We start from the raw sequence: 17,995 nt of genomic DNA, 5'->3' as shown, positions 1-17,995 counted from the left end.
GTGCACGACTCCTCATGGAGAAGAGATCAGCTCACGTTTCTTTCGTCATCGTCGACATCGAGCGTTACGGCCGGCGTGCGGACGACGACCAGCGCTGGTTGCGCGACCAGATGTACGGCGTGCTGCGGGAAGCGGTTCGGAAAGCCGGTGTCGACTGGGCCGCGTGCGAGACGCAGGACCGCGGCGACAGCGTCATCCTGTTCGTGCCGGCGAGCGTGCCGAAGATCGAGATCACCGAGACGTTCGTGGAGGGGCTGGACCGGGAGCTGACCCGCTACAACCGGCGCAGCGCGGAGTCCGTGCGGATGCGGATGCGCGTGGCGCTGCACGCGGGCGAGGTGAGCCGGGACGAGCGCGGCTGGATCGGCACCGAGCTCAACACCGCGTGCCGGATGGTCGACCTCCAGCGGGCGCGGGACGTCCTCGCGGCCAACCCGGCGGCGAACCTCGTGCTCGTCGTGTCGGACCTGTGGTTCACGTCGGTGGTGAAGCAGGACCCGGTGCTGGTCGACCACTTCCGGTTCACGCGGGTTCCGTTCGTGGCCAAGGAAGTCGACAGCCACGCGTGGGTCCACGTCCGCGGTGGGCACGTCGCGGCGGCCCAGCCCGAAGCCGCCGCCCCCGCGCCCGTCGCGCCTGAACCCGTTGCGCCCCAACCCGTCGCGGGAGCGGTCCAACCGGCCCAGCCGGTCCAGCCGGCCCCGGCCGGCGGCATCACCATCGGCGGCCACGTGCGGATGCGCGACGCCGTCCAAGGCCCGCAGACCAACCACTACCACGGCGAAGGACACCGATGAGCGAGCCGACGCCGCCGGGCCACCCGCCGGCCGCGGTCAAGGCGCCGGACCTGTCGACCCCCGAGCACCCCGCGCCGCCCGTCACCGAGCCGCCGTCGCGCAGCGCGGCCGACGTCGGCCTCGGCATCAGCGCCGCGGCGGCGAACCCCGGCACCTCCGCCGCGCGCAACGACCAGGTCCGCGAGGCCCGGCGCAGCTTCGGGCGGGACCTGCGGATCGACGGCGAGGCGTCCCTCCGCGACGCCATCAACGGCAACGTCTACAACGTCTTCCACGGCAAGCCGACGACCTCCGGCCTCGCCGCCATGCGGCTGGCCGCCGAGTTCCTGGCCGAGTGCCGGGAGACGTTCGTGCCGCCGTCCGACGCGACGGCGGCGCACTCGTGGGCGCAGCGGCGGCTGGTCATCCTGCGCGCCCCCGAGGGGTGGGGCAAGGAAGCGCACGCGCTGTGGCTGCTCACCGCGCACGAGCCGCCCGACGCGGTGCTGCGGCTGGACCCGGAGACCCGCCTGCGCGGGCTGTCCGCGAGCGACCTCGCCCGCTCCACCGGCTACCTGCTCGCCGACCTGCCGCCCGCCCAGGCGTCCGCGCTGACCGCGTTCGACCTCGAACGGCTGGCCGCCGAGGTCGCCCGGCTCGGCGGCCGGATGATCGTCACCGTCCGCCAGGAGACGACGTTCACCGACGGCGGGATCAGCCGGTACGTGGTCGACCTCGGCGCCCGCGTCGACCCGCGCGACGTCTTCGACAAGCACCTGCGCCGACGGCTGCGGGACCGGCCCGGCCTCGCGGACCGGCTGCTCGGCCGCCCGGACGTCCGGCAGCTGCTGGAGCGCGAGCTGACGCCCGACGTGCCGCTCGCCAAGGCCGCCGACCTGGCCCGGCTGATCGCCGACGAGGCCGACCGGCCCGACGACGTGGTCGCCGGCGTGCGGGACCGCCTGACGCGGTCCGACCAGCAGGACTTCACCAGCTGGTTCAACGGCCTGAACGACCTGCACCTCCAGTGCTTCGCGATCGCCCTGTCCATCTTCAACGGCCTGCCCTACGAGACCGTCGCCGACACCGGCCTCCAGCTGCACCGCAAGTTCGACATGGCCGGCGGCACGGCGGTGGCGACCAGGGCGGTCCCGGAGGCGGCCAGCCCGTTCGGCGACGGTCGGGCGAGCCGGTTGCGGACGCTGCGGGCGCGGGTCGGCAAGGCCGACGTGACCACGCCGTACGGCACGGTGACCGCCGAGGTGGTCCGGTACGCCGACGCGACGTTCCCGGTGCGGGTGCTGCGGCACGTGTGGCAGGAGCACGACCGGGCGCGCGGCGGCGTGATCGCCTGGCTGCGCGACCTGGGCGGGCACCCCGACCAGACGGTCCGCATCCGCGCGGCGACGGCGGTCGGCGTGCTCACCGCCATCGCGTACGACCACATGCGGCACGAGGTGCTGGCCCGGTGGGCGCGCAGCCGCGACCCGGAGCGCCGCGAGGCGGCGGCCATCGCCCTGGTGGGCCCCGCCGAGGACTACGGTCCCGCGCTCGCCGGCGCGGTGCGCAACCTGGTCGCCGAGTGGGCGCAGGGCAGCGCCGAGCTGAAGGCGACCGCCGCGCGGGCCTACGGCGCCAACACCGGGCTCGTGCCGCTGGACGTCGCGCTCGGGGCGTTGGAGAAGCTGTCCGGGGAGGACGACTTCGACGTCGTCGAGGCGGTGTGCCTGAGCCTGACCGACCTGGTCGCCGCGCGGGACGGCGCGGCGGCCGGCCCGGTGCTCGGCCTGATCCGCGTCTGGTCGGCCAGTCGGCAGGACCTGCGGCCCGTGGTGGCGCACCTGGCGTTCATGTTCGTCGCCGCGGACCTGGTGGTCGAGCGGCCGTCCGCGCGCGGTCCGGTCACCTGGCCGACGCTGCTGTGGTTGGCGTACTGCGACCGCGAGCTGCACCGCGTGCTCGCCGGGCTGTGGGGCTGGTCGCTGAACTCGGCCGAGTTCAGCGAGCTGGCGCTCACCGTGCTGGACGAGTGGGCGGCGATGGTGGAGCGCGACGAGTCCGCGCGACAGGCGTTCGTCGGGCTCGTCACGTCCGCGTGCGTGCACAGCCGGGTGCCCGCGCGCCTGCGCAGGCACGTTCCCCGGTGGACGAAACCGGATTCCAAGACCAAGGCCGAGCGCACCGCCAGGGAACTGCTCGCCGTGCTGCCGCAAGGGGTGACCCACAGGTGAACAACCCGCAACAGCCATCGGCCTTCCCGGCTCAGCCGCAGGCCCACCACGCCGTCCGGCTCGTGCACGCCCACGACGAGGTGCCGTCCTCGCTCTTCCGCAAGCGACCGCTGCAGCCCGCCGGGATCGCGGTGGTGTGCCTGCTCGCCGACGGCCGGCTCGTCCCGGCGCCGCAGCTGGGCGCGATGGGCCGCTACCGCAGGCGCTACGACGTGAACATCGCGGACCACTTCCACTCCGAGGCGGTGACGCTGCCGGCGCGCAACGACGCGTTCGAGTTCCAGGGCGTGATGGACATCGGCTGGCGCGTCACCGACCCGGTGAAGGTGGTGGCCCGCAACGTCGTGGACGGCCTCGCGCTGGTGCGGTCGACGCTGCTCGCCGAGATGCGCCAGATCAGCAGGCGCTACCCGGTGGAGCAGTGCGCGGACGCCGACGAGGAGGTGAACCGCACCCTCGGCGCGGGGCCGCGCGACCTGCCCGAGGGCATCACCGTGCACCGGTTCGCGGCGCGGCTCACGTTGGACGAGACGACGCGGAGGTTGTTGCAGGAGCACCGGAACACCGGCTACGAGAGCGAGATCGAGCAGCGGCGGATCGAGGCGACCCGCCGTGCGCTCGACGGCGACAACGCGCTCCTGGTGCTGCACCTGACCAAGCACAAGGAGGACACCGCCTCGCTGATCACGATGATCGCCCAGGACCGGCACTCCAGCGAGCAGCGTCGGATGGACCTCCTGCGCGACCTGGTCGAGCGCAAGATCATCCAGGACGTCGACCTGGACGACTTCAGCCGCACGCTGATCCAGCAGAGCACGACCTCGTTGGCGGGCGGCTACACGGGACCGCCGCAGCTCAACGGGCCGCGCGCGGTCGGCCCGGCGCCCGTCGTGAACGCCGTGCCGGTGGTCGAGGCCCCGGCCGTGAACGGACCGGCGGTGAACGGCCCCGGGGTGAACGCCCACGGGGTCGCCGCCCCGGCGCCGCAGCCCGGCCGATCCGGCCCGCAGGAGTCCAAGGGGAGCCCCAGCGGGGGCGTGACGGGGTGGAAGCCGGTTGGCGACAACAAGTAGCGGGCGGCCCGAGGGCGACCGGTCGAGGGACGGCCGGCCGGCGGGGGAGCGGTCCGGCGGGGAACGGGTTGCCGGAGAACGGTCGCCGGGGGAACGGTCGCCGGGGGACGTGCCGGCGGGCGAACGGGCCGGGGGAGCGTGGTCGACCTTGTTCGACCGGGTCTTCGGGCGGTTCTTCGGGACGCCGGGGCCGGTCGACGGCACGCACGCGGTGACACCGCCGCGCGGCGTGCCGCCCGTGGGCCAGCAGGGAGTGGCGCACGAGCGCGACCGGGGTCTGGACGCGGGCGTCGGCAAGACCCGGTCGCCCTGGTCCGCCGAGCGGCCGCCGCAGGGTGGACCGCTGCAGAGTGGACCGCCGCCGGGTGGATTGCCGCCGGCTGGATTGCCGCAGAGCGGGCTGTCGCAGAGCGGGCTGTCGCAAAGCGGACTGCCGCAGAGCAAGCCGGCGCCGAGCACCTGGCCGGCCAACGTGCCGTCCGGGCGGTCCCGAGTGGAGCCGTACGACCAGATGGCGCCGCCGACGGACCAGTTCCCGCACCGGTCCCACCCCAAGGGGCGGCAGACCACGCCCCTCGCGGTGTCCCCACCCGAACCGCCACCCGCCTTGCCGCCTGCCTTGCCTCCTGCCGGGCCGGCCAAGCCGACGCGCGACCCGGTGCGGGACTTCACCGCGGCCGACCCGGCGCTCATGGTCCCGCCCGTGCTCGGCGGCTCGCCCAAGGCCGCCCGGCTGCCGTGGTACCTGCCGGTCGAGCCGTCGCAACCCGGCCTGGCCGCCGACGAGGTCCGGCTGGGCGACCTCGACGTGCGCGCCGCGTCCGTCGTCGGCCCCGACCACCGCTGCACCGAACCCGCCACCGCCCGGCAGGACGCCTACCGGCTCGGCCGCGACGCGGCGGGCCGGCACCTGGTGGTCGCGGTGGCGGACGGCATGTCCGCGGCGGCCCGGTCCGACATCGGGGCCACCGTCGCCGTCCGGGCCGCGGTCGACCTGGTGCGCCGCCAACTGGACGCGGGCCGCCACCCGGAGGAGCTGGACTTCGTCGACCTGTTCACCACGGTCGCCAAGCACGTCGTCGGCGCGGCCACCCAGCTCGGCTGCGAGCCGGACGAGGTGCTGACCGCGTTGATCGTCGCCGTCGTGCCCACCGGACCCACCGGGCCGGGCGGCGAACGGCGGGTCCGGCTCGCCTCGCTGGCCGACGTGAGCGCGTGGCTGCGCCACGGGTCGCGGTGGGTGCGGCAGGCGGGTGCGGAGAAGCACGGCCTCGACCGCAACGCGTTGGACGCGTTCCTGCCGCACCACGCCCGCAGCGTCGTGGTGGAGTCCGCCGACGTGCCGCCGGGCGGGGTGCTGGCCGTGCTGACCGACGGCGTGGGCGACGTGATCAGCGACAGCACGGCCGGCGCGCGGTGGTTCGCCGAGCGGTGGCGGCGACCGCCGAACCTCGCGTCGTTCCTGCTCGACGTCAACTTCGAGGGTCCGGGTCAGCTGGACGACCGCACGGCGGTCGTCGTCTGGTGCGGGGGCCGGGGATGACGACGTCCAAGAGCTACTCGGCGGTGGTGGACCTCGGCACGCTCGGCCCGCTCGGCGAGCCGCTGAGCAAGGACGACGGCGAGTCGCTGGAGATCGTCCCGCTGGTCCGCGACCCGCTCGTGCTGTTCAAGCGCTACCGGCCGGAGCGGTGCGTGCCCGCCGAGGCCGAGCGGCTGGACCGGCTGATCGCGCTGCCGCGCAGGCTCGGGGCGGACGACGTCCGGCGGCTGCGCGAAGCGAGCTGCTGGCCGTTGTCGCGGGTGGTGCGGGGCACGGACACGGTCGGCGTGCTCATCCCGCGCGCGCCCACGAAGTTCGGCGCGGCCCTGACCAGCCTCACCGGCGTCGGCGACGTCAAGCCGCTCGCGGTCGACTGGCTGGCGAAGACGCCGGAGCAGCAGGCCACCCGAGGGCTGCCGCGCACCACGTTCGCGCAGCGGTTGCGGGTGTGCCAGGACATCGCGGCCGTCGCGGCGATCCTCGAACGGGAGTCGGTCGTCTACGCGGACTGGTCCTACGCCAACGCGTTGTGGAGCCCCACGGAGTTCCGCGGGTACCTCATCGACGTCGACGGGTGCTCGTTCGGCCAACGCCCGTGGGTGAAGACGGTGAACTGGGAGGACCCGCTCACCCCGCAGGGCGTCGACGTCGACAACTACACGGACCGGTTCCGCCTGGCGCTCCTGGTGATCCGCTGCCTCAGCGGCGAGCGCGACATCGCGCCCGCGCTGGAGGCCGTCCTGCGCGTGTCCGCCGCCGAGGGCAAGGCCGTGGTCGGCCAGACCCTCAACCAGGTGGTGACGGCGCGCCGGCGGACCGACCGGCCCTCGGTGGCCCGGATTCGCGACGCGTTGTCGCAGAGCGGGACGTCCGCGCCGGGCGCCGCGCCGGCCGACCCGAACGGTCACGTCGTGGGCTGGAAGCCGGTGGGACGCGCCGCTCCCGCCCGTCCCTCGACGCCGACGCCGGGGCAGACCCGCCCCGCTCCCGCCGCCCCGCGCCCGGCGGCGCCGTCCCGTCCCTCGACGCCCGCCCGCCCGGCCCCGTCCACCCGTCCGACCCCGTCCACCCGTCCGACCCCGAGCGTCCGCCCCGCCCCGGCCAGGCCCGCGCCTCCCGCGCCCTCGGGCGGGTCGTACTGGGGGATCGGCATCGTCGCGCTGGTCATCCTCGGCCTGATGGTCTGGGGGATCGTCGCGCTGATCGGCGCGATCTTCTGAGGACGACCACCACCACCGCCACCCGCCCGCCACGCCACGCCGCCGAAAGGAAACCCCGGTGACCGCTGACGCGCTCGACCAGGACTCCGTCATCAAGAGCAAGTGCCTGCCGACGTACCTCGTGTTCGACATCTCCGGCTCGATGAAGCCGCACGAGGCGCTGCTCAACGACACCCTCGAATTCCTCTACAACGTCCTCGTGGAGAACCCGCGCGTGTCGGAGTTCGCGCAGGTCTCGATCATCAGCTTCAGCACCGCGGCGCAGGTCGTGGTGGAGATGACCGACATCCAGGACCTCCGGGCCCTGCCCCAGTTCTCCTGCGGCGGGTCCACGAACTACAGCGCCGCGTTCGCCGCGGTCCAGCAGCGGATCGACCAGGACGTGCCCGCCCTGAACGCGGGCGGCAAGGGCGTGCTGCGGCCGGCGGTGTTCATGATGACGGACGGCGTCCCCACCGACCCCGGCTGGGAGGCGGCGTTCCAGAACCTCGTGGCGAAGAGCTGGCGGCGCCACCCCCACGTGATCAGCTACGGGTTCGGCGAGGCGCGGCCGGACGTGCTGGCCAAGATCGCGACCAAGGGCGCGTTCATCGCCGAGAAGAACACCGAGAGCAAGACGGCGATCACCGAGGCGGTCACCAGCATGCTGCGCACGCTCGTCGCGTCGGCGAAGGCCGAGCAGCTCCAGCTGCCGACCGAGGTCGAGGGCTTCACCACCATCCCGCTCGAATACATGGACTGACCGTGCGCGAGGACGAGCCGAAGGACGCCTACCAGGCCATCGGCCAGTTCAGCGGCTGGGTCGCCAACGCGGACACCAAAGCGGGGTTGTTGGCCACCGCGACGACGTTGCTGGGCGGAGGGTTGGCGAGCCAGCGCCACACGATCCGCGACGCGTTCCGGCCGTCGTCGCTCGCGGACTGGGTGAGCCTGGTGGCGATCTCGGTCGCGATGGTGGCCATCCTGGTCACCGCCATCGCGCTGGTGCTGGTGCTCGTGCCGAGGGCCAGGGTGGCGCGCCAGACGCGGTTCTCGCGCTTCTCCTGGCCCGCGGTGGCGGCCAAGTCGATGGACGAGCTGCTCGCCGAGGTCGACGCGAAACCGGCCGAGGAGGCGTGGTGGACGGCCCGCGACCTGGCGATCATCGTGCACCGCAAGGTGCGCTGGCTCCGGGTGGCGCTGTTCGGCTGGGTGATCGGCGCGCTCGGCCTGCTGGCGTGGGTGGTGGTGCTGAAGTGAGCTGATCCCGCGGCGGGTCGGGCTCGTCAGGCGGGTCGGGCTCGTCAGGCGGGTTGGCGGACCGGCAGGCCGGCGGCGCGGTAGATGTCGTCCACGACCCGCATGGTGGCGACCGCGTCGTCCGCCGTCGTCGGGAACGGCGCGCCGTGCCGCACCGCGTCCGCGAACGCGTCCAGCTGGTACTCGTACGACGGCCGGCGGTCGAACCGCTCGACCCGCCGGTGGCCCTTCAGCTTCACGGTGAGGCGGTGCCCGTGCTGCGGCGAGAACGGGTTGAACACGCGCAGCTCCCCGTTGGCACCCAACACCTTCGCCGACAGGCGCAGCAGCGAGCGCGACCACATCGACGTGACGACCGTGCCGGTGTGCCCGTCCGGGAACAGCAGCTCGGCGCGCATGGCCCGGTCGACGCCCTCGTCCTTCAGCAGCGCGCGGGCCGACTTCACCTCCGGCTCGCCGCCCAGGTACCGCACCATGTTCACCGCGTAGCACCCGGCGTCCATCAACGCCCCGCCGGCGAGGTCCAGCGAGTAGCGGATGTCCTTGAACCGCGGCAGCGGGAAGGACAGGCGCGCCTCGACGTGCCGCAGGTCGCCCAGCTCGGCGACGACCTCCGGCAACCGCAGCGCCAGCGGGTGGTAGCGGTAGTGGAACGCCTCCATCACCACCAGCCCACTGGCCCGTGCGGCCTGCGCCACGACGGCGGCCTCGTCGGCGTTGGCCGCGAACGGCTTCTCGCACAGCACGTGCTTCCCGGCCGCCAACGCCGCCAGCGTCCACTTGCCGTGCAGCGCGTTCGGCAGCGGGATGTAGACGGCGTCCAGGTTGGGATCGGCCAGCAGGTCGTCGTACGTGTCGTGCACGCGCGGAATCCCGTGGTGATCGGCGAACGCGCGCGCCCGCTCGCCGTCGCGCGCCGCCACCGCCGACACCTCGACCGACGACGAGGACCGCCCCGGCCGCACCAACGCCGCCGGCACGATCCGCGCCGCACCGAGAACCCCGATCCGCACGTGGTCGGCCATGCCCAGGAGCTACCCAGGCGAGCGCCGCGTCAACCCCGGTCGTGCCGCGGAGGTGGCGAGCCGTCGGGCGTCGCCCGCGCGTACCACATACTGTTCGACCATGGACGTCCTCGTTGTCGATCACCCACTGGCCCGGGCGCGGCTGACCACCATGCGCGACGCCCGCACCGACAACGCGGCGTTCCGCGCCGCGCTGCACGAGCTGACCGTGATGCTGGTCTACGAGGCCACGCGCGACCTGCCGGTGGCCGAGGAGCGGGTGCACACCCCGGTCGCCCGGACCGCGGGCTACCGGCTCGCCAACCCGCCGCTGCTGGTGCCCGTGCTGCGGGCCGGGCTCGGCATGGCGGACCAGGCGCACAAGCTGATCCCGGACGCGCAGATGGGGTTCGTCGGCCTGGCCCGCGACGAGGAGACGTTGCAGCCCACGCCGTACATGGAGTCGCTGCCGGAGACGTTGGCGGGCCGGCCGGTGTTCGTGCTGGACCCGATGCTCGCCACCGGCGGGTCGATGGCCTACACGATCCGGTTGCTGACCGATCGCGGCGCGACGGACGTGACGGCGGTGTGCGCGCTGGCCGCCCCGGAGGGCATCAAGCACCTGGAGGACTCGGGCCTGCCGGTGCGCCTGATCACCGCGAGCGTGGACGAGCGGCTGAACGACTCGGGCTTCATCGTCCCCGGCCTCGGCGACGCGGGCGACCGCCAGTACGGCGCCGTCCACTGACCGCGGCCGCCCCGCGAGCCGGACGCGTCGGCGTCGGCTCGCGGGGCGACCGGGCACGGGCTCAGGCCCGGATCACGTCAGGTCGGCGGCGTGGTCGGCGGCCCACTCGGCCAACGTCCGACCGCGCCTGCCGGTGACCTCCGCGAAGTCCGGCGTCACGTCGGCCGGCTCCTCGGCGTGCTGCGCCATGTACCCGAGCAGGTACTCGGCGACGTCCCACGGCAGGCCCTCGTCGCGGATCAGCGACGCCCGCGCCTGCCCGTAGGTCAGCCGCTCGAACCCGATCGGCCGGCCGAGCCCCCGTCCGATCGCCTCCGCCTGCTGCCGGTGCGTCAACGCCTCCGGCCCGCTCAGCGTGTACGCCCTGCCGGCGTGCCCGTCGTGCCGCAGCGCGTGCACCGCGACCTCCGCCACGTCGGCCTCGTGGACGGGCGCGCCGACCGACTCCGGGAACGGCGCCCGCACCACGTCCTCGGACTTGATCGTCCGCGCCCACACCAGCTTGTTGGTCATGAACTCGCCGGGCCGGACGTGCGTCCACGCCACCCCGGACCGCTCGACCACCTGCTCGACGTCGTGGTGGAGCTCGTAGCTGCCCGGCCGCTTCGCGGTGACCGCGCTGCTCGACAGGAACACCACCCGCCGCAGGTCGGGCGCGTGGTCCAGGAACGCTTTCGCGTGCGCCGCCGCGTCGTCGGACTCGATGGCGGCGAGCAGGAAGACCGCCGTCACACCGGTCAGCGGCAGCTCGGCCGGCCGGGTGAGGTCGCCGCCGACCACCTCCACGCCGTCGGGCAGGACCGCCTTCGCCGGGTTGCGGGTGAGCGCCTTGACCGGCACGCCCTCCGCCGCCAGGTGTCGGACGACCGCACCGCCGATGGTGCCGGTCGCCCCGGTGACCAGGATCGTCACGTGTTCCCCCAAGGTGTCGGTACTCAAGTTTGAGTAGCCGACGCTAGCGCCACCCCGGCCGGTCGCGCACATGCAAAATTTGCAGCGGGCCGAGTGTCTTCTTTGTTGCCAGATTGGGCCGTTCGGGCGTAGATGTGGTCTAGACCTCGTCACTACCGTGGTCCAGACCACAGCGGCAACGGAGCCGCCGCCACCGCGAGGAGAAGCATGTCGAGCAGGAGATGGGTGCTCCCCGCACTCCTGGCCACGGCGATGATCGTGTCGCTGGCGCCGCAGGCCGTCGCGCACGGCACGTCGAAGCGCACCGTCGGGTACTACACCCAGTGGAGCGGCTACGACCGCAACTTCCTGGTGCGCGACCTCGTCGCCAACGGCACCGCACCGCGGCTCACCCACCTGAACTACGCGTTCGGGTTCCTCGACGAGAGCGGCAAGTGCGTCAGCGCCGACCCGTGGGCCGACTACCAGCGGCCGTTCGGCGCGGAGCAGAGCGTCGACGGGACCGCGGACGTCGCGGGTCAGCCGCTGTCCGGCAACCTGAACCAGCTCAAGCAGCTCAAGGCCAAGTTCCCCAAGCTGCGCATCAACATCTCGCTCGGCGGGTGGACCGGTTCCAAGTACTTCTCCAACGCCGCGCTGACGCCCGAGGCGCGCGCCGCCCACGTGACGTCGTGCATCGACATGTGGCTCAAGGGCAACCTGCCCGGCGCCGCCCCCGGCGCGGCGGCCGGCGTGTTCGACGGCGTCGACCTCGACTGGGAGTGGCCGGCCTCCGAAGCCGCGCCGGGCAACGTCGTGCGGCCCGAGGACAAGCAGAACTTCACCGCGTTGCTGGTGGAGTACCGCAAGCAGCTCGGGGCGCTGACCTGGCGCACCGGCAAGCGCTACGACCTCACCGCGTTCCTGCCCGCCGACCCGCGCCAGGTCGACCGCGGCTTCGAGGTGGCCAAGGTCTTCGGCCTGCTGACGTTCGGCACGATCCAGGGCTACGACTACCACGGCGCCTGGGACCCGCTGACCAACCAGCAGTCCGCGCTGCGCACGCCGGCGGGCGACCCGACCGCGCCGCCGTTCAGCTCGCAGGTCGCCATCGACCACTACCTGAAGTCCGGCGCGCCGAAGGACAAGGTCGTGATGGGCGTGCCGTTCTACAGCCGCGGCTGGACCGGTGTGCGCAACGAGAACAAGGGCCTGTTCCAGCCCGCCACCGGACCCGCGCCCGCGACCTACGAGGCCGGGTACGAGGACTACCGCATCCTCAAGGCGCAGCTCTCCAAGTTCACCGTGCACCGGGACGCCAAGGCCGGGCACGCGTGGTTGTTCGACGGCACCACGTTCTGGACCTGGGACGACCCGGTCGAGATGAAGCGCAAGGGGCGCTACGTGGCCGAACGTCGCCTTGGCGGCGCGATGATCTGGTCGCTCGACGGCGACACCGCCGACGGCGAGCTGATCAAGGCGCTCACGAGCGGACTGTCCTGACAGGGACGGTCCACGGGGTCCGGGGAGGTTTCGCGGCGGCCGCCTCCCCGGGCCCCACCTTTCCGCCCGCTCGCCCCGTGCCGCTCGCTCAGCGGTTCCGCCAGCCGTCCGTGTGCGCACGCAGCGCGCGCTCGTAGACGGGGGCGATCTCGACGCCGGGCGGCAGGTTGCCGTTCAGCTCCAGGCTGACCAGCCCGTGCACCATGCCCCACATCGCCAGCGCGATCTGCTCGTGCGGCGCGGACACGAAGACGCCGCGCTCCACGGCCCGGCCGACTTCCCGCACGACCGGCAGGAACGTCCCCTGCGCCGCCTCCTTGATCTCGTCGGAGGGCTCGAAGTCCGGCACGACCTTGCTGAACATCACCAGGTAGAACTGCGGGTCGGCGAGCGCGCTCTCCCGGTAGGCGAGGCCGATCTGGACGATGTCCTCGACCGGGTCGTCCGTCTGCGGCACGGCCGCGAGCCGTTCACCGAATCGGCGGAACGCCTCCTCGTACACGGAGTTCAACAACGCCGGCTTGCCGCCGAACAACGAGTAGACGGCCGTGGTCGACGTGTTGACATCCGCGGCCAGCCTGCGCAAGCTCAGGGCCTTGGGCCCTTCGGCGGACAGCAGCTCACCCGCGCGTTCGAGCAGGCGGCCGCGCAGCGCGTCGTCGTGTGTCTTCGGTCGTGGCACCCGGGCATCGTATCGCAACAGTGTTATGAAACACGGCCTGGTCATCGTGGTATCAAGTTGGTACCGTCGATCGCATGGCGATGACTCTGCGTCTGAGCGACGAGGAGAACCGGCGGCTCGACGAGCTGGCCGCGGCCGAAGGGCGTTCGAAGCAGGAGGTCGTGCGCCTGGCGTTGGCCGAGCGCTGGGCCAGGCTGCAGAAGGAGGAGCAGCTGTCCGAGGTCCTCGGACGGGTGCTGCCGAAGTACCGGGGCCTGTTGGACCGCCTGGGCTCCGCCTGACCGGCGCCGACTGATCCCCACTGCCGCGGGTGCGGCATCCCGCACCCGCGTGCCGACGCGCGCCACACCTTCGGGTGATCGACCCGCCGCACCCTCCCCGTTCGAACACATGTTCGATAAGATCCATCCATGCAGCTCAACCGCTGTCATCCCCACCGTTCGCGCGGCCACCTCCGTGAACGGCCACGCCGACCAGCGGCGCACCGGTATCGTGCCCCGTTGAAGATCGGATCGCGTCCCGGTCGCGCTTCGGCGCACAACGCGGTCGACAACATCCTCGCCGCCGGTTCGGCGGGGAGGCGATACGGACCTGAGGCGGTGGGCAATGGCACCAGAGGCATCCCGGATGCGGCGTGGCCGCGCCGGAATCCCCGCCCTTCAGGACAGGGAGCGCGTCAAGCAGTGGTCAACTACCTCGACGCCGGCGACTTGCTCGTGCTGGCGACCGCCGTCACCGGCGGGGACCTGGTCGTGCGCGACTTAGGTCTCCTCGATTCCGCAGCCCACCGCCCCAGGGCCACAGTGCTGGGGGTCGAGGCTTACGACACGCTCTGGCTGAAAGCTTCCGCACTGCTCGACTCGATCGTCCGCACCCGCCCGCTGGCCGAGGGCAACTGGCGGCTGGGCTGGGTGGCCGCCGTGACGTTGTGCGACATCAACGGCTGGTGGATCGACGCGGAGGAGGACGAGGCGCTCGACCTCGTCCGGGCGCTGGGCCGGGAACAGATCGACGTCTCCGGCATGGCCGCCCACCTGGAGGCCTGGGGCATGCCCAAGGCCGACTGAGCCACCTGCCCGACCTGGGCCAGTCCTCGCCCGACCGGCTCACCTGATCCGGGGTCACTCGTCCCCGGCCCGCTCGCCTGGCCTGGGTGGGTGCGCGGGCACGGGTCCGGGCTGGTCAGGCGGGCGAAGCCCCGGCGTCGGGCCTGCCGCGGTCGCCCGGCGGAGGCGCCGGCGGTCGTTCCCGCGCGCCCTTCCCACCCGGCCCGCGGGCGGGACGACAGGTCCGATCACGGGCCGCGCCACCGGCCGCACCACGGGCAGATCCACGACCGGACCACACCGAGTACGCCGAATCGGGTTGACCTGGAGTGCACTCCAGCTCCTACGGTCGTCACCGTGACGTACTCGATCGCCCAAGCGGCCGAGCGCAGTGGGTTGTCGATAGACACGCTGCGCTACTACGAGCGGATCGGTCTGGTCGACCCGCCTGCCCGGGACTCCGGCGGCCGGCGCAGCTACAGCGACGACGACCTCGGCTGGCTGGTGTTCCTGACCCGCCTGCGCACCACGGGCATGCCCATCCGCATGATGCGCGAATACGCGCAGCTGCGGCACCGCGGCGCGGCCACCGCGGGCCGCCGCAAGCAGATCCTGTTCGAGCACCGCGCCTCCGTCCGCGAGCGCATCGCCGAACTCCAGTCCTGCCTCGAAGTGCTCGAGTACAAGATCTCGCACTACGAGCAGATCGAGCACACGTTCATCGAAGGGATCACCGCGTGACGCTGCTCGGCGAACTCCGCGTCGGCCCGCAGGGCCTCGGCTGCATGGGCATGAGCCAGTCCTACGGCGCCGGCGACGAGCGCGAGTCCATCGCCACCATCCACCGCGCCCTCGACCTCGGCGTCACGCTCCTCGACACCGCCGACGTCTACGGCGCGGGCGCCAACGAGGAGCTGGTGGGCCGGGCGATCAAGGACCGGCGCGACCGGGTCGTGCTGGCCACCAAGTTCGCCCTCGCCGACCCGGACCGGCGGCCGCGCGGCGACGCGGCCTACGTCAAGCAGGCCGTCGAGGCGTCGCTGCGCCGGCTGGGCACGGACCACATCGACCTGTACTACCAGCACCGCGTTGACCCGACCGTGCCGATCGAGGAGACCGTGGACGCGATGGCCGAGCTGGTCGCCGAGGGCAAGGTCCGGCACCTCGGCCTGTCCGAGGCGGGCGTGGCGACGATCCGGCGCGCGCACGCCGTGCACCCGATCACCGCGCTGCAGAGCGAGTGGTCGCTGTGGTCGCGGGACATCGAGGCCGAGGTGGCGCCGACGTGCCGCGAGCTGGGCATCGGGATCGTCCCGTTCTCCCCGCTGGGACGGGGTTTCCTCACCGGCCGCGTCACGTCCGTCGCCGACTTCGCCGACGACGACGTGCGCCGCACCCTGCCCCGGTTCGCCGAGGAGAACTTCGCCCGCAACACGGCGATCGTCGACGCGCTGCGAGCCCTCGCGGCCGAGCGCGGCGTCACGGCCGGCCAGTTGGCGCTGGCGTGGGTGCACCACCGGGGCGAGGACGTCGTGCCGATCCCCGGCACCAAGCGGGTGAAGTACCTGGAGGAGAACGTCGCCGCCGCCGACCTGCGGCTGAGCGCCGACGAGCTCCGGGCGGTCGAGGACGCCGCGCCCGTCGTCGCGGGCGACCGGTACCCGCCGGAGTTCCTCGAGCTGTCGAACCGGTGAGCGCGTCGAAGGGGGAGGACGGGATCGTGGAGAACCGCCGGTTGGGCGCGCTCGACGTGAGCGCGCAGGGGCTGGGCTGCATGGGCATGAGCGAGTTCTACGGCCCCGGTGACGAGGCCGAGTCGATCGCCACCATCCACCGGGCGCTCGACCTGGGCGTCACGTTCCTCGACACGGCCGACATGTACGGGCCGTTCACGAACGAGGAGCTGGTGGGCCGGGCGATCCGGGACCGGCGGGACGAGGTGGTGCTGGCCACGAAGTTCGCCGTCGTCCGCGACCCGGCGGCACCGCGCGCGGAGTGGGGCCTGCGCGGCGACCCGGAGTACGTGCGGCAGGCCGCCGACGCGTCGCTGCGCCGGCTGGGCACGGACCACATCGACCTGTACTACCAGCACCGCGTCGACCCGACCGTGCCGATCGAGGACACCGTGGGCGCGATGGCGGAGCTCGTGACCCAGGGCAAGGTCCGGCACATCGGCCTGTCCGAGGCCGGTGCGGCGACGATCCGGCGCGCGCACGCCGTGCACCCGATCGCGGCCGTGCAGACCGAGTGGTCGCTGTGGTCGCGGGACATCGAGGCGGAGGTCGCGCCGACGTGCCGCGAGCTGGGCATCGGGATCGTCGCGTACTCGCCGCTGGGGCGCGGCTTCCTCACCGGCCGCTACACGTCGAAGGAGGACTTCGCGGACGGTGACGTGCGGCTGACCCACCAGCCCCGGTTCGCCGAGGAGAACTTCGCGCGCAACCTCGCGCTGGTGGAGTCGCTGCGCGAGGTGGCCCGCGAGCACGACGTGACGGCGGCGCAGATCGCGCTGGCGTGGGTGCACCACCAGGGCGCGGTGCCGATCCCCGGCACCAAGCGGGTGAAGTACGTGGAGGAGAACGCCGCCGCCGCGGACCTCAAGCTGACCGACGCGCAGGTGGCGCGCATCGAGCGGGCCGTGCCCGCCGACGCGGTGGCCGGCACCCGCTACCCGGAGGCGGTCATGTCCTCGCTGGGCCGCTGACCGCCGGAGGGGCCGTCAGGGCAGCAGCAGCGAGTCAGGGCAGCAGCAGCGAGTCAGGGCAGCAGCAGCGAGTCGAGGAGGCTCCGGCCGGCCGGCCACGCGCCGGAGCCCTCCGCGGCGGTCAGGTGACCGACGTCGCCGAGCCGCCACCCGCCGCCCAGTGCACCACCGTGGGCACGCCGAGGCTGTGCGCGACCAGCACGGGCGGCTCCGCGCACGCCGCGACCGCCTCGTCCAGCCGCCGCACCCACGCGTCCCGCTCGGGCACGTGCCAGTCGTCCTGCGCGACCCGCGTGGCGCCGGGCAGCTCGGCCGCCCACCGCTCCTGCCGGCCACCGGGATCGGGCCCGAACCAGCCGTCCACGAACACCACCGCCACGGACGTCATCCCACCAGTCGGCTCACATCACCGTGGCGGCGACCGTCGCCCCGAGCTCGCGGCACCGCTCCAGCGCCGCCTTGTCCGGTGCGCCCGTCAACGACAGCGGCGCCGCCACGGGCTGCCACCTCAGCCCCGTCGTGATGTCTTGCAACGCCTTCAGCGCGCCCTCGACGCCGAGGTTGCCGTGCACGTACGCGCCGAACGGCCGGCCGACCGTGGCGTCCAGGCACGGGTAGTAGATCGTGTCGAAGAAGTGCTTCAGCGCCCCGCTGATGTACCCGATGTTGGCGGGCGTGCCGAGCACGTACCCGTCGGCGTCGAGCACGTCGGACGCCGTCGCCGAGAGGGCGGGCCGGCGGACCACCTCGACGCCCTCGATCTCCGGGTCCGCGGCGCCCGCGACGACCGCCTCGAACAGCTCCTGCATGGCGGGTGACGGCGTGTGGTGCACGATCAGCAGGCGTGGCACGCCCGACAGGCTGCCGGGACGCGGGGGAACGTGCAAGCTGGACGGGTCGGGTCGTGGGCCCGGCGGCGCCCGTAGCAAGATCCACAACGGGGGCGCGTGGAACCGGTCCGGCCCCCGCGCGTCCTAGTTGGTGACCGGGAGGGAGTCATGGAAACTCGCAGCATCGCCACGATCAAGCGCAACCGGCGGATGACCTGGGGCGCGGGGGTCGGCATCGGGGTCGGCCTGATCGGCCTGCCCCTCGTCTTCATCGCGCTGTGGCCGGGGGTCGACCACAGCCCGTGGGACGTCAACACGATGATCCTGGCGACCGGCGTGGCCCTGTGCACGATCAGCTACATCGCGGGCCGCATCTCGGTGGCCGCCGCCACGCAGCACCGGCGCAGCCCGGTGAGCCCGCCGTCCAGGCGGCCGTACCTGGTGGCGGGCGGTGCGCTCGTCGTCGCCGTGCTGTGCCTGCTGATCGCCCTGGCGTCCTGAGGCC

Annotated in this window: 20 protein-coding genes; 15 read left to right on the top strand and 5 right to left on the bottom strand. The window is 73.1% G+C overall.

Annotated features, from left to right (window positions below; translation table 11 throughout):
• The first annotated feature begins 14 nt into the window (after positions 1-14).
• From ACRAKH_RS31035 to ACRAKH_RS31005, 7 genes are all read left to right on the top strand, one after another.
• Entirely contained in the window at positions 15-797 is a 783-nt protein-coding gene (locus ACRAKH_RS31035; protein WP_380728677.1) for a hypothetical protein, read from the top strand.
• On the top strand, positions 794-3,007 hold the full coding sequence (locus tag ACRAKH_RS31030) for a hypothetical protein (RefSeq protein WP_447009462.1): 2,214 nt from the start codon (positions 794-796) through the stop codon (positions 3,005-3,007). The genes ACRAKH_RS31035 and ACRAKH_RS31030 overlap by 4 nt, the downstream gene beginning before the upstream one ends.
• Positions 3,004-4,080 carry a hypothetical protein gene (locus ACRAKH_RS31025; RefSeq protein ID WP_380728681.1) on the top strand — a complete coding sequence of 359 codons (1,077 nt, stop codon included), beginning with the start codon at positions 3,004-3,006 and terminating at the stop codon, positions 4,078-4,080. The genes ACRAKH_RS31030 and ACRAKH_RS31025 overlap by 4 nt, the downstream gene beginning before the upstream one ends.
• 148 nt (positions 4,081-4,228) lie before the next feature.
• The gene (locus tag ACRAKH_RS31020; protein WP_447009461.1) at positions 4,229-5,623 is read left to right on the top strand and encodes a protein phosphatase 2C domain-containing protein; all 1,395 of its coding nucleotides are present in this window, start codon (positions 4,229-4,231) and stop codon (positions 5,621-5,623) included.
• Positions 5,620-6,843: a hypothetical protein gene (locus ACRAKH_RS31015; protein WP_447009460.1), complete on the top strand. Its 1,224-nt coding sequence runs from the start codon at positions 5,620-5,622 to the stop codon at positions 6,841-6,843. The genes ACRAKH_RS31020 and ACRAKH_RS31015 overlap by 4 nt, the downstream gene beginning before the upstream one ends.
• A 58-nt stretch (positions 6,844-6,901) precedes the next feature.
• Positions 6,902-7,585: a VWA domain-containing protein gene (locus tag ACRAKH_RS31010; RefSeq protein ID WP_380723606.1), complete on the top strand. Its 684-nt coding sequence runs from the start codon at positions 6,902-6,904 to the stop codon at positions 7,583-7,585.
• 2 nt (positions 7,586-7,587) lie between these two features.
• On the top strand, positions 7,588-8,082 hold the full coding sequence (locus ACRAKH_RS31005) for a Pycsar system effector family protein (protein ID WP_380723605.1): 495 nt from the start codon (positions 7,588-7,590) through the stop codon (positions 8,080-8,082).
• Between the two features lie 44 nt (positions 8,083-8,126).
• Here ACRAKH_RS31005 and ACRAKH_RS31000 read toward each other — a convergent pair whose 3' ends face one another.
• On the bottom strand, positions 8,127-9,107 hold the full coding sequence (locus tag ACRAKH_RS31000; RefSeq protein WP_380723604.1) for a Gfo/Idh/MocA family protein: 981 nt from the start codon (positions 9,105-9,107) through the stop codon (positions 8,127-8,129).
• Between the two features lie 100 nt (positions 9,108-9,207).
• On the opposite strand from ACRAKH_RS31000, the gene upp reads away from it, so the two are divergent.
• Positions 9,208-9,834, top strand: a complete 627-nt coding sequence (gene upp, locus ACRAKH_RS30995) for a uracil phosphoribosyltransferase (RefSeq protein ID WP_380723603.1) — start codon at positions 9,208-9,210, stop codon at positions 9,832-9,834.
• Between the two features lie 72 nt (positions 9,835-9,906).
• On the opposite strand, the gene ACRAKH_RS30990 is transcribed toward upp, so the two are convergent.
• Entirely contained in the window at positions 9,907-10,746 is an 840-nt protein-coding gene (locus ACRAKH_RS30990) for an SDR family oxidoreductase (protein ID WP_380723602.1), read from the bottom strand.
• Between the two features lie 207 nt (positions 10,747-10,953).
• Here ACRAKH_RS30990 and ACRAKH_RS30985 point away from each other — a divergent pair, with 207 nt between their 5' ends.
• A complete protein-coding gene (locus ACRAKH_RS30985; RefSeq protein WP_380723601.1) occupies positions 10,954-12,228 on the top strand; it encodes a glycoside hydrolase family 18 protein in 1,275 nt (424 codons plus the stop codon).
• Between the two features lie 88 nt (positions 12,229-12,316).
• Here ACRAKH_RS30985 and ACRAKH_RS30980 read toward each other — a convergent pair whose 3' ends face one another.
• Positions 12,317-12,910, bottom strand: a complete 594-nt coding sequence (locus ACRAKH_RS30980) for a TetR/AcrR family transcriptional regulator (protein ID WP_380723600.1) — start codon at positions 12,908-12,910, stop codon at positions 12,317-12,319.
• 74 nt (positions 12,911-12,984) lie between these two features.
• Here ACRAKH_RS30980 and ACRAKH_RS30975 point away from each other — a divergent pair, with 74 nt between their 5' ends.
• The 5 genes from ACRAKH_RS30975 to ACRAKH_RS30955 all read left to right on the top strand — a co-directional run bounded on the left by ACRAKH_RS30975 (position 12,985) and on the right by ACRAKH_RS30955 (position 16,660).
• Entirely contained in the window at positions 12,985-13,191 is a 207-nt protein-coding gene (locus ACRAKH_RS30975; protein ID WP_015105038.1) for a type II toxin-antitoxin system VapB family antitoxin, read from the top strand.
• Positions 13,192-13,593: 402 nt separating this feature from the next.
• A complete protein-coding gene (locus ACRAKH_RS30970; RefSeq protein ID WP_380723599.1) occupies positions 13,594-13,977 on the top strand; it encodes a type II toxin-antitoxin system death-on-curing family toxin in 384 nt (127 codons plus the stop codon).
• A 336-nt stretch (positions 13,978-14,313) separates the two neighbouring features.
• The gene (locus ACRAKH_RS30965) at positions 14,314-14,697 is read left to right on the top strand and encodes a MerR family transcriptional regulator (protein WP_380723598.1); all 384 of its coding nucleotides are present in this window, start codon (positions 14,314-14,316) and stop codon (positions 14,695-14,697) included.
• A 44-nt stretch (positions 14,698-14,741) separates the two neighbouring features.
• The gene (locus tag ACRAKH_RS30960; protein ID WP_380723609.1) at positions 14,742-15,650 is read left to right on the top strand and encodes an aldo/keto reductase; all 909 of its coding nucleotides are present in this window, start codon (positions 14,742-14,744) and stop codon (positions 15,648-15,650) included.
• A gap of 80 nt (positions 15,651-15,730) precedes the next feature.
• Positions 15,731-16,660, top strand: coding sequence for an aldo/keto reductase (locus ACRAKH_RS30955; RefSeq protein ID WP_380723608.1), 930 nt, complete (start codon positions 15,731-15,733; stop codon positions 16,658-16,660).
• Positions 16,661-16,781: 121 nt separating this feature from the next.
• Here ACRAKH_RS30955 and ACRAKH_RS30950 read toward each other — a convergent pair whose 3' ends face one another.
• Together ACRAKH_RS30950 and ACRAKH_RS30945 are read right to left on the bottom strand one after the other, a co-directional pair.
• On the bottom strand, positions 16,782-17,048 hold the full coding sequence (locus tag ACRAKH_RS30950; protein WP_447009459.1) for an RBBP9/YdeN family alpha/beta hydrolase: 267 nt from the start codon (positions 17,046-17,048) through the stop codon (positions 16,782-16,784).
• A 13-nt stretch (positions 17,049-17,061) separates the two neighbouring features.
• Entirely contained in the window at positions 17,062-17,511 is a 450-nt protein-coding gene (locus ACRAKH_RS30945; RefSeq protein WP_380723596.1) for a flavodoxin family protein, read from the bottom strand.
• Between the two features lie 147 nt (positions 17,512-17,658).
• Here ACRAKH_RS30945 and ACRAKH_RS30940 point away from each other — a divergent pair, with 147 nt between their 5' ends.
• Complete coding sequence (locus ACRAKH_RS30940) at positions 17,659-17,991, top strand: hypothetical protein (protein WP_380723595.1); 333 nt, start codon at positions 17,659-17,661, stop codon at positions 17,989-17,991.
• Positions 17,992-17,995 lie beyond the last annotated feature (4 nt).

It is taken from the genome of Saccharothrix hoggarensis (assembly GCF_052936025.1).
This window is presented reverse-complemented; position numbering and strand designations above follow the sequence as displayed.